The organism is Paenibacillus sp. YYML68 (assembly GCF_027923405.1).
Classification (GTDB): domain Bacteria; phylum Bacillota; class Bacilli; order Paenibacillales; family NBRC-103111; genus Paenibacillus_G.
Map to the genome: position 1 here is coordinate 3,625,640 of NZ_BQYI01000001.1, position 11,972 is coordinate 3,637,611.

10 protein-coding genes are annotated in these 11,972 nt (G+C 54.5%); 1 reads left to right on the forward strand and 9 read right to left on the reverse strand.

Features of this window, described 5'->3' with window-relative positions; translation table 11 throughout:
- Positions 1–30 precede the first annotated feature (30 nt).
- From PAE68_RS16325 to PAE68_RS16355, 7 genes are all read right to left on the reverse strand, one after another.
- A complete protein-coding gene (locus PAE68_RS16325) occupies positions 31–801 on the reverse strand; it encodes an SDR family NAD(P)-dependent oxidoreductase (protein ID WP_281888669.1) in 771 nt (256 codons plus the stop codon).
- Between the two features lie 23 nt (positions 802–824).
- On the reverse strand, positions 825–2,180 hold the full coding sequence (locus PAE68_RS16330; RefSeq protein WP_281888671.1) for a carbohydrate ABC transporter permease: 1,356 nt from the start codon (positions 2,178–2,180) through the stop codon (positions 825–827).
- 5 nt (positions 2,181–2,185) lie between these two features.
- A complete protein-coding gene (locus PAE68_RS16335; RefSeq protein WP_281888673.1) occupies positions 2,186–2,989 on the reverse strand; it encodes a carbohydrate ABC transporter permease in 804 nt (267 codons plus the stop codon).
- A 132-nt stretch (positions 2,990–3,121) separates the two neighbouring features.
- Positions 3,122–4,510: an extracellular solute-binding protein gene (locus PAE68_RS16340; protein ID WP_281888675.1), complete on the reverse strand. Its 1,389-nt coding sequence runs from the start codon at positions 4,508–4,510 to the stop codon at positions 3,122–3,124.
- A 229-nt stretch (positions 4,511–4,739) separates the two neighbouring features.
- Positions 4,740–5,546 (reverse strand): sugar phosphate isomerase/epimerase family protein, encoded by an 807-nt coding sequence (locus tag PAE68_RS16345; protein WP_281888677.1) that lies wholly within the window; start codon positions 5,544–5,546, stop codon positions 4,740–4,742.
- 46 nt (positions 5,547–5,592) lie between these two features.
- Positions 5,593–6,609 carry a zinc-dependent alcohol dehydrogenase gene (locus PAE68_RS16350; RefSeq protein WP_281888679.1) on the reverse strand — a complete coding sequence of 339 codons (1,017 nt, stop codon included), beginning with the start codon at positions 6,607–6,609 and terminating at the stop codon, positions 5,593–5,595.
- Positions 6,610–6,675: 66 nt separating this feature from the next.
- Positions 6,676–7,779: a mandelate racemase/muconate lactonizing enzyme family protein gene (locus PAE68_RS16355; protein ID WP_281888681.1), complete on the reverse strand. Its 1,104-nt coding sequence runs from the start codon at positions 7,777–7,779 to the stop codon at positions 6,676–6,678.
- Positions 7,780–7,963: 184 nt separating this feature from the next.
- Between PAE68_RS16355 and PAE68_RS16360 the strand changes: the two genes are divergently transcribed.
- On the forward strand, positions 7,964–8,758 hold the full coding sequence (locus tag PAE68_RS16360; RefSeq protein ID WP_281888683.1) for an IclR family transcriptional regulator: 795 nt from the start codon (positions 7,964–7,966) through the stop codon (positions 8,756–8,758).
- Between the two features lie 176 nt (positions 8,759–8,934).
- On the opposite strand, the gene PAE68_RS16365 is transcribed toward PAE68_RS16360, so the two are convergent.
- Entirely contained in the window at positions 8,935–10,026 is a 1,092-nt protein-coding gene (locus PAE68_RS16365) for a glycoside hydrolase family 117 protein (RefSeq protein ID WP_281888685.1), read from the reverse strand.
- A gap of 138 nt (positions 10,027–10,164) precedes the next feature.
- Positions 10,165–11,952, reverse strand: coding sequence for an S-layer homology domain-containing protein (locus PAE68_RS16370; RefSeq protein WP_281888687.1), 1,788 nt, complete (start codon positions 11,950–11,952; stop codon positions 10,165–10,167).
- Positions 11,953–11,972 lie beyond the last annotated feature (20 nt).

Genomic DNA, 11,972 nt, shown 5'->3' on the forward strand with positions numbered 1-11,972 from the left:
GATCGTATCGGAATGTGCTTGATATATGCCTCAGCTATGAAGGCGAACGGAAGCGCCTCCATCAATGACGAGCGAAGCGCCTGTGATGAATGAAGCCTTGTCGCTTGCGAGGAATGCGACCGCCTCCCCGATGTCCTGCGGCTCGGCCATTCGTCCTAGCGGAATGCTGCTCGTCATCTCGTGTTCCTTGCTCTGACGTTCCTCTGGTGTGAATGAGGCGAGATATCGATCAATTCCTGCATTCCGGGTCAAGCCGGGTAAGATTGCATTCACGCGAATGCGATGTGGTGCGAACTCCAACGCCATGCTGCGGGTCATTGCGACGACACCGCCCTTGATCGCCGCATAGGTCGAATAATTCGGAAAGGTGACATTCGCATGAACCGACGTAATATTGATGATCGACCCGCCTCCGCTCCGCTTCATGATCGGCAAGACGCGCTGAATGAGCAGGAAATATCCCCTCAGATCCGTCGTCATGACGCGCTCCCAATCGGCGAGCGTTACGTCCTCGACCGGCTTGTAATAATGCGTGCCTACGTTGTTGACCAGCACATCGATGGTCCCCCACTGCCGCTCCGTCTGCTCAACAGCTGAGCCAATATCCGCCTCCTTGGACACGTCCGTCCTTATGAAGCACACTTGCTCGCCGTAAGCAGACCACTCATGGAGCACACGCTCGCCATCTTCGGCATTCCAGTCCAGCACCGCTACACGATACCCGCTGCGAAGCAGCACCTCGGCTATCCCCCGACCAATGCCGCTCGCAGCTCCAGTCACCATCGCGACCTTGTTCACCATCGTCTGTCACATCCTCTGCTCAGTTACCCCTTCACTCCCGTAAAGGCTACACCCTTCTCGATATACTTCTGGGCAAACAGGAAGATCACCAGCAGCGGCAGCATCGAGATGAGCGAGCTCGCCATTAGCATGTTCTGCATGACCGCAGGCTGATTCTGCAGATCATTCAGCGCAACGGTGAACGTCCAATATTGTGCATCGCTATTGACGACAAGCGGCCACAGAAACTCGTTCCAGACCGGAATGAACGTCATCACTCCCACCGTCGTGAAGATCGGAACCGACAGCGGAACGACGATCTGCGAGAACGTACGGAACTCGGAGGCGCCGTCAATGCGCGCAGCCTGCAGCACTTCCTTCGAGAGTTGATCGAAGAAGCCCTTGAACAGGAAGATAACAATACCCCATGCGGTATGCGGTAAAATGACGGCGAGAAGCGAGTTCGTCAGTCCGAGGTCCTTCATCAACAGGTACAACGGCAGCAGCAGCGATATATCCGGAATCATAATCGTCGCAAGGAAGAACATGACCCAGAAGAACTTCCACTTCTTGCTGTTAATGAGATGCGCCAGCGCATAGCCAGCCATACCGCCCAATATCATCTGTACGAGCACACTTGCGATCGTAATGATAGCGCTATTCTGGAAATATTGTGCGAAGCCGCGCGGTCCAGCCGTATCGACAGCGAACTTGTTGAGCGCAATGAAGCTGTCGAGCATACGGGAGTAGGCAGGCTGCTCTGCAATGCTTGTCACCTTGCCGCCGATCAGCTTGCTCGAGCCGTAGAAGTCGGAGAAGCGCTTGGCCAAGCCATCGGTCGCTGTAGTCGCTGCCCCATCGGCCGCCTTCCCCTCAGCGCCCATCCATTCGAAGGACGAGTAGCTCTTCTCCCGAATTAATGGCAGCTTACGCTCCATCATCTTCTCGTTGAAGATCGTCGTCGGTACGATACGCGATTGGCCGACGAAGAACGAAGCAGAGATCGTCTCGGCGCGATAGAGCATCTTGCCGTCACGCACACCGGTTACGATCACCTCGCCGATGCTCTCGCGAATATTTTTCATCCACGGATACCAAGAGGCTTCCATCGAATCAATCTCGTAGTACAGCTCATCCTGGAGCGGCTGACCGCTATAATCAATCGTAACCTGAAGCGAGGACGGCACGGTCGGCAGCCACTTCGGCGGATACGAGTTGATCTCCTTCTCCGTCTTCAGCGCAGACGACATCATCCACAGAATCGGAATGACCGCACTAATCATGAAGAAGATGGTCACGACATACGCTGTTATTTTGAGCGACTTGCTTCCTTTTTCCCGAATTCGGGACTGAGAAGCTTGAACGTTCTCTTGCGTTGCAGGCTTTGAGGTTGGTTTCATCCGGCTCAGTCCTTTTCTTCGGAAATTTTATTTTGCACAATTGTCAGTAGGGCGATGACGATGAACATGAATACCGAGATCGCAGCCGACACGCCGAAGCGGGATTGCTGGAACGCCGAATCGACGACCAGCATCGATACGACCGTCGTCGTACCCGCCGGACCACCTTGCGTCATAATGTATATGTGATCGTAAGCGAGCAGGACGGTGGACATGAACGCGATGAATTGGATGACGATGATGAACTTAATGTTCGGCAGCAGCATCGTCCACATCCGCTTCCACGGTCCGGCCCCATCTACCTTGGCCGCCTCCAGAATTTCCACAGGGATCGATTTAATCGCTGCATAATACAGCAGCAAGGAGATACCGTTACCAGCAAACAGAGCAGGCAGCACGATCGCGAGCTTCGTCATGCTCGCATCATTAAGCCACAAGTACGGACCGAGTCCGATTTGACCGAGCCAATAGTTCAGCAGACCGAAGTCCGGATTATACATCCACTTCCACACGAGCACGCCAGCGACAACAGGCATCACCGTCGGCAGCTGGTACATGAAGCGGAAGAAGGCGTTGCCCTTCTGAATTTCCGTCAGGAACAACGCCTGCACGATCGGAATCCAGAACGTGAGCACCATATAGAGAACGAAGAAGATGAACGTATTCGACACCGCCTGCCAGAACGTAGAGGATGCCAAAAACTCCGTGTAATTGTCAAACCCAACAAAATGGCCCGGCGGATTGATCATGCTATAATCGAACAAGCTAATATACACCATGTTCAACAGCGGATAATACTTAAACAGCACGTAACATACTACTGACGGAAATAAGAATAAAAACGGAACCCAGCGTATATTGAACATTCGTTGCATAGAAGCCTCACCCCATCCGTGAATAGTAGATCGGGACTCCTCCGGCTGGAGGAATCCCGCCCTCTATTATTTTTTTATTTCTGCATTATACTTATCAGCAACCTCACGCTGCGCAAGATCTTGAGCAGCCTGCATCACCTTCTTCGGATCAAGACCATCCTCCAGCAATACTTGCTGAATCGCCTTCACGACATAAGGGCTAAGACGTGCCTTCAGGAAGTACTCGAGGCGACCTTCGTCCGCTGCCTTCTGTACGTTCTTCACCAGCTCCTCCGGCATGCCCTTCACATGATCGGAAGCGTCAACGTCGCTGCGCACGTTCAAGAGATTCGGGAAGATGCCGTTCTCGCTCTGGTACTTGAGCAGGTTGTCCTGCACTTCCTTGGACACGAGGTACGTCGCATACTGGAACGCTGCCTGTTGCTTCTCAGGCGATGCCTTCGGGTTCAGAATCCAGATCGCGCCGCCTACCTGTGCCGGAGACGATCCGCCTGGACCTGCTGGAAGCGCAGAGAAGCCGATGTTCTCAATGTCCATGCCGTTCGATACCATGTTGCCGAACCAGTTAGACGCTGAGATCATCGATGCCGCACGTCCCTGGTAGAAGTCATTCAAGTTCTCATCCAGGCTCTGAACGACGTTCTTCTGCGTCGCCTTGTACTTGAACTTCAGATCCTTGTAATATTGCAGCGCTTGAACCGCTGGCTCGCTGGTGAAGGTCAGCTTCACAGAACCATCCTTCTGACGCTCCGTCAAGTCGCCGCCCGCCTGCCAGACGTAATACTCGAAGAACCAGTCGGCCCAATCCATCCCGAGCAGCGCGTAGCCGTAGGTGCCTTTATCCGCGCTCGACAGCTTCTGTGCAGCCTCACCGAACGAATTCCAGTCCTTCAACGCTGCGTTCGCATCTACACCTGCGTCTGCGAACATTTTTTTGTTATAGGCAAGTCCTGTCACATACATGAAGCTCGGAATACCGTATATTTTGCCGTCTCTTGTAGCTGCAGCCATGGCGGATGGAAGGAACTTGTCCTTCTCCTTGTATTGCTGCCACAGGCTCGTAATATCGGCCGGGATGCCCTTATCGATGTACGACTCCATATCCGGGAATGCGTTGTTGTACAGGTCCGGCTGCTCACCGCCGACGACCGCGGTCATGAACTGCTCGCGCTCCTTCGTCAGCGTCGGTGCAACGTGCTTGATTTTGATGTTCGGATTTTTCGCTTCGAACTCCTTGAACGTCTGCTCCCAGAACGGCTTGAGCACATCACCATCCTGCGGCATATCCCAAGCTACGATCTCCACGACCTTACCAGAATTCGCTGTACCCTCTTTACCGCCTTGGTCACCAGCTTGATTACCTGTGCTCTCCTTGCCTCCGCCGCAAGCGCTAACAACAGACGAGAATGCGAGCAAGGCTGCGAGAAGGGCAAACGATCTTGTTTTCTTCTTCATTGTATTTCCCCCTTCATGTCATATGTTCTTCTCTACACTTCTTATTATAGAAGAAGCATCTTCGGAACCATTAAGAATATCTTAACCAGATGCTATTAAAATATTAATGAACTCTGAGCTGGTCATTATGCCGAAGGTCTGAACATACAGACGCACAAACACCCGGCTTCCTCAAGAAACCGGGTGCAGCTACCAGCACTCTCATTATCATGATGTAGCAAGGATAATCCTACGCTCTCGAAGCTGCGAATAGCTCACGGAAGCGGGAAGCCATCCATTCGTTCACGTCCCACTGACTGGCTACAGGCTGATTCGTGAACGCCAGCGTATGCATATATGGTACAGGGCCGAATTCAGGCGTTACAGTCGTGACCGCTTCACCTTGAGCCGCACGGATATCGAGCATCTGCTTCCACCAGCCCTCGAACCGCTCCAGCTCCAGCGTATATTCCGGCGCTCCCGGATGCGGCACCTGCGGTCCTTGGCTGAAGCCGACACGTCCATGAATATGATGCGTATGACGGATCGCAAGCGCGAGCTCCTCCTCCATGTCATGCAGCAGAGACTCGCACACGTTCGTCCAATGGCTGAAGTCTGCGGTAAGGCGCAGCTCTGGGAATTTGCGCAGCAAGCGAGCCGTCGTCCATGGTGCGAACATCGAGCGGTGACGATGCGTCTCATGGGCAAGGACGATCCCGTGGTCAGCCTCGATCCTCAGCGCCTGCTCGAAGAAGCGATCCTGCTCCAGCTCGCTCATCTTGTCTCGGGCGCTGTGCGATACGATATGGACAGGCTTGAACGTAGCTGCACGCTCCACCTGCTCCTTCAAGCTCGCTGCATGATCTTCCCCTGCTGTGAATACTTGGGCAATGTACTGTAGAGAATAGTGCTCAAGCGCATTGCGGAACTCTGTCTCACGCTCTGGCGCAGGCAGGGGTGATTCAATACCGTCGTAGCCAGCCTCCGCTGCCTTGCAGAGCATCTCGTGGAACGTGCCGCTCATGCCCCATAATGCTTTGTATAGCTCCAGCTTCATTCGTTTACCAGCTCCTCCTGAAATAACAGGTTCCAGAGTACAATCATTAGTCACATTGAATCAGAATCTTCATCACACTGCCGCCAGACTCCATCTTCTCGAAGCCGGACTGAATCTGCTCCAGCGGGTATACTTCTGTAATGACCTTCTCAAGCGGCAGTACGCCGCTAGCCGACAGCTCGATGGCCTTCGCGAAGTCTTCATGCTCGTATACGCGTGCGCCGACCAGCTGCAGCTCTCTCCAGAAGAAGCGATGCAGGTCAACCGGCACCGGCTTGCTGAATATACCGACGATGACGATACGGCCCCGCACCTTCGGAAGCTTCGTCATCACCTCAGCGCCAGCTACCGACGACGTGACCTCGAATACGACATCTGCCCCACGCTCAGAGGTAGCGGACTGCACATACTCGACCAGATCCTGCTCCTTCGGGTTGCACGTCTCGAAGCCGAGCTCGGCGAGCAGCTCGAGACGATACGGATTGATCTCGGCTACGACGACCTTCGCGCCAGCCGCACGCGCCACGAGCGCGATCAGCGTGCCGATCGGACCGCCGCCGATGACGACTGCATAATCGCCAGGCGCCACTTGACCGAGACGCACATCGTGACAAGCGACAGCCAGCGGCTCGATCAGCGCGCCATGCTGCAGACTCAGAGAGTCCGGAAGCGGAAGCAGAGTGCCCGCAGGTACGGTCCAGTACGACTGGAACGCGCCATCTGTCTCGATGCCCATGAACTTCAGACGGTGACAGATGTGGCTGCAGCCATCCTGACAAGCCGGACATTCGCCGCATGGTCCAAGCGGCATCACCGTCACCTTGTCGCCCGCCTTATAGTCTGTTACTCCTTCGCCCACACGCTCAATAATGCCGGACATCTCATGCCCCATCACATGCGGCTTCGTGACGCGATGGTCCATATGTCCGTGATAGATATGAAGGTCTGTACCGCAGATCCCTGCGTATGCTACCTTGATCTCAACCTCACCTGCACCCGGCTCCCTGCGCGAGCCCGCACCGACCTGAATTGTCTTATCGCCTTCATAGAACGCTGCTTTCATTCGATTCACTCTCCCTGAATTAGATTATTGCTGAGATTTGTCTTCTAAGCGGGTATTCCAATCTTGCTAGAACGAGCTCTCGTACGGCTTCAACAGGTCGGCGCGGAATTCGACTCCTGTACCCGGCGCATCCGGTGCGACTGCCCTACCGTCCTTCAAGACGAGCGGACGCGTCGTATATTGATCGATCGGGAAGCTGTGCACCTCCAGATACGACGCATTCGGCATCGCCGACATCAAGCTGACGTGAAGCTCCTGCATCCCGTGCGTGCAGACCGGCAGGTTGTACGCATAGGCAAGGTTCGCCACCTTGAGCCAGCCTGTAATGCCGCCAATGTTCGACGCATCCGGCTGCGGGAAATCGATGTTCCCGCATGTAATCATATTAACAAACTCATATACGGTATGGAAATTCTCCCCAGCTGCCAGCGCCAGACCGCCCTCGGTACCGATGCGCTTGAAGCCGCTGTAATCATCAGGAATTGTCGGCTCCTCCAGCCAATAAATATCATAAGGCGTCAGCAGCTTCGCCGCCTTGATAGCGGTTTCAACCGACCACTTCATATTCGCATCGACCATGAACACCTTTTCTGGGCCGATTAGCTCGCGTACAGCTGCCACACGCTCAATATCATCCATGAGCCGCTCTTGGCCAAGCTTGATCTTCACAGCCTGGAAGCCTTGATCCATGTAGCTCTGAATGTTTGCAAGCAGCTTCTCCATCGAGAAATTGAGATCGATCGCGCCTGCGTATGCCTTCGTCGAGCTATCGTTGCCGCCGAGCAGCTTCCACAGCGGCTCATCCATGCTCTTGCCGCGCAAATCCCACAGCGCGATATCAATGGCGGAGATGGCGAAGGAGGCAATGCCGCCGCGGCCAACGTAATGAATCTTCCAATTCATCTCCTCCCAATGCTTCTCCACACAGCTCGCATCCTTGCCCAGCATGAACGGCTTCAGATCGTGCTCGATCATGTGGCAGATTGCTCGGCCGCCGACACCGCCTGTATACGTGTAGCCGACGCCCTTGGCGCCATTGGCCTGCACGATCGTGACTGTAATTAATTCGAAGTGAGAATGAATGCCATGTCTTGCGTCTCCCAGCTGCTCCGACAGCGGGATCTGGAAGTATTGTGTCACGATATCTGTAATCTGTTTGCCATTAGCCATCTTCTTCACCCTCTATACTCAGTAGTCTGGACACATTCGTTCCGATTAATAAAATAGTATTACATGTATACAATTTAGTCAACATAAAATCGGAACACTAACCCACTTTATTTATGTCATTGACTCATAACGAAACATTATTTAAAATAACGGAATAAGATAGTTTTAGGAGGAAGGTGCTACGATGAGTGCAGAATTGAACAAAACCAACTCCACGCTCGAACGTGCTCTCATGCTGCTTGAGCAGCTTGCTCTGAATAAAGGCGGCGTCGGAATCGGAGAATTGTCAGAGGCGACACAATTACCGAAGAGCACCACCCACCGTATATTAGAGACGCTGCAGAAGGCGGGCTTCGTCATGCAGGAGCCGTCCACGGAGAAATATTACGTTGGTCTGAAGGCGATCGAGATCGGCATGTCCGGACTTCATAATATCGATCTCGTAGAAGCGGCCATCCCTCATCTGCAGGATCTTGCCGCGCAGACGGGGCAGACGGCGTTCCTCGCCGTATATAATGAAGGCGAAGTGATCTACATCTATAAGGTGGACGGCACGTCCTCGGTCATTATGAACGCCATACTCGGCTCGCGCAACCCGGTACACTGTACCGGACTTGGCAAGGCGATCATGGCCTACTTCTCACTTGAAGCCGTCGATCAGATCGTCAGCGAGAAGGGGCTGCATAAGTACACCGAGACGACGATTACCGATCACCAGCAGTTCCTGCAGGAGCTCAGCAAGATCAGACAGAAGGGCGTCGCCATCAACCGCGAGGAGTACGACGAAGGCCTCAGCTCCATTGCAGGCCCTGTCTTCAACTATACGGGTAAGGTGATCGCTGCGATCAGCGTCGCTGGACCGACCGCCCGCATCTTCGACAAGCAAGAGGAGATCGAGGCGCACGTGAAGGAGAAGTCGTCCCTCATCTCCAAGCGACTTGGCTACGTGCCGTCGATGCGCTCGATCTACTTGTCCTGATCGCTGCATCCGAGCCGCACCAGACTCCCATACTGAACTGCACCGCTCGCCTGCATCAGTGACGAGCATGCATGCACGGACGCTGCCCCGCAGCGTCCGTTTTTTTGTGGGGGCTCACCCCTGCATACAAGCAAGGAGCCGGTCTTCTCGAAGGAAGTCCGACTCCTGTACCTGGATTAATCCTTTCTCGCTTTCTTGCCTAGCCAGAGCACTTCTGGATTGACCTTGTTCGCATAGCAATGCTTGAACTCTTCATCGATGCTGAACTTCATAATGTAATTCCACTTGGAATGCACGTTGTGGCACAAGCCCCAGCGTATGCCCTCGAGCGGACTGCGGTCGTGATCCGGTGTACGGAACGGGCCAGCAGCCTCCGGCGGGTTCTTAATGACCGCTTCGATCTCGAAATTAATGCCGTCGTGCGAATATTGAATCGTATTCTTCTCCGGTCCATCCGTCGACAGCAGCCCCGCCATACCGCCGCGGTAATGCCATAGCAGCGTCTCGTGTCCGCTGTTCGTCACAGGATTGTACTCGGACTTCACGTATGGACCTTCTGGATGATCGGCAATCGCAACGCCCCACTTCGTCGTGCGTCCGCCGAACGTCATCTCCTCGCCCTTCTGCTCGCCCTTATAATATAGATAGAATTGGTTATTATAATAGAAGAGAACCGGATCGTGAACCTTCAGACTGTCGAAGTCACCCTTATGCTTCACGGTCAAACGGTTGTCGTCATCGCCGTACCATTCGCCGTTCATCGCAGGGCGGAGAATGGGCTCATCCAGCTTGCGCCATGGACCTTGCGGAGCCTCGGCGACAGCCATCGCGATATTCTCGTACTTGCGCAGCAAATATTGACCTTCGATGACCTGGTACACCAGATAGAACTTCCCGTCGTGATGTAGAATCTCCGGCGTGAATACGCTGCGGTCGTCATACGAGCCCTTCGGCCCGCGACCGACGGCAAGCCCCTGCTCGGTCCAGTTCACACCGTCAGGTGACGATGCATACCATACCTCGGAATGATCCCACGGGAACACCTTCGCGTCCGGATCGCCAGTGCTGAAGCCATGCGCTTCTCCGACCGACTTCGTATACCAGACGTAATACGTGTCACCGACCAGAATGACAGCGGACGGATCGCGGCGGTGTACGCCTTCCTCGTATGCAAGACCGGTTACAGGCGAATATCGGAAATCGCAGAACCAGTCGCTGTTCTTCGTATATTGCTTCGCGCGGATCGTTGCAGCGCTTTCTTTTTTCATATAGACTCGTTCTCCCTTCTTCGAATAGCTATACGCGTTATGAAACAAAGAAACTAAATCCCGTTATAAAAGACATAATGCATTAAAATCGGAATTAGTTTCGATATATTTGTATTATACCGTTCGTCCCTATTCCCGTCAATAGCTCAGTAAGTTGTAGATCAGCTGCGCCGTCTGTGCCCGTGTAGCAGTTAAAGACGGATGAATTCGACCGTCATACCCGGAGACGACACCGTTCTGTGCCATGTACGCGACCGCCTCGTTCGCCCACGGAGCAACCTCGCTCTGATCGGCATATTGGGACAATGGAGCGCCTTGACCTTCTGGGAGCTCCTCCAGCACCTTCAGCGCGTTGTACATGAGAGTCATCAGCTCTTGACGAGTAATCGGCTGCTCGGGCTCGAATCGATTCGCGCCTGTGCCGCTTGCGATGCTCAGCTGCTTCGCTGCCGCCAAGTACCCTGTATACCACGTATCCCCTGCATCTGCGAAGTTATCGCCTCCTGCCACAGGCTCGATACCGTACGCATCCAGCAGCAGCTTGACGAACTGTCCGCGCGTAACGGCGAGCTCCGGAGCGAATCGGCCCTCACCTACACCTGTCGTAATGCTGCGTGCCGCAAGGAACGAGACAGCGTCTGCATACCAGTCGCTACCTGTTACGTCCTTGAAGGCAACCTCTTGATACCCGATCGCATAGGTGGAAAAGTGTGTCAGCGTCAGCTGCACCGACTTCGTCTTCTCGTCATAACGTCCGCGCTCCGTCTTCAGCTTCCCATCCGAACTCACGTAGTACACGTTGATCGAGCTGGGCTTCTCGCCCGGCTGCAGCTCATACGGCAGCGTCAGCTGCGCCTTGCCGCCCTGGAACTTCGAGATTTCACCTGACTCCGACGAGACGGTGAAGTCATAGAGCGGTCGCCCGGCCAGCTGCTCCCGGATCGCCGCTTGCTTCTCCGCAGGCATACGGCCTACAACATCCTCAACCTGCGGCTGCTCTACGGTTACGGAGATGTTATCACCCGCTTGCCGTGTTATAGCCTGGAGCGCCTTGCTGTCGAATACGATACGGCCGAGCGGCGTCGTCAAGGCTACCCCTGTTTCCTTCAGCTTCGCCACATCGGCGAGCGCCGCCTTCGGCAGACTGACCTGCGCCTTCGTCACCGCTTCGCCCGGCTTCACCTCAGACTTGATCTCCAGCAGCTGCAGCTTCGGCTTCCCTGTGCCTGTTGATGCCGTCTTGCCTAGCTGCTCGACGAGCTTCTTCACCGCATCATGCGTAATGACCGCTGACGCTGTTCCGTTCGTCACGACCGCTTGCTGGGTTAATGTTGTGCCGTTCTGAACGCCACCCGCGCCTGAATTGCTGCCCGGAGGCTGATCCGTCGGCTGGTCCGTTGATCCTTGTCCGTCACCAGGAGGCGGTGTGCTTGGAGTTGTCTCAATCGTTACCGCACCAGCCGTGTGCTGCAGTCCAGCCGGAATCGACACCTCGTAGTAGCCGTTCAGATGCTCGACCGTGATCGGTGTCGTGCCGATCTCGGCACCTTGCTTGATCGTGAATTTCAACGTCGCAATGTGCTTGGAGGCATGATCATGGAAGCCTTCCGTACTTACGGCCACCACATTCACTCGGCCCACCTCCTGCTCCACATGGCTGACATACATCCAGCCGCTATTGAAGCCTTCGCCCTTGATTACATCAGCTTGATCCAGACTCAGCTTAGACGGGTCATACTTCAGCTTCACATTCAAGGTCTTGAGCTTGTTCGCCTCCTGGAGGACGATCTGTACAGCCGCCTCACTTCCGATGACGCCAGAAGCAGCCTGCACCTTCAGCATAGGTGGCTGCTGTGCATTCGCAGAGACGGGAAGCAAGCCCGCTCCCAAGAGCAGCGTTAGAAGCCACGCGATATATTTGTTCATTGTGCACCTCACTTCTCATG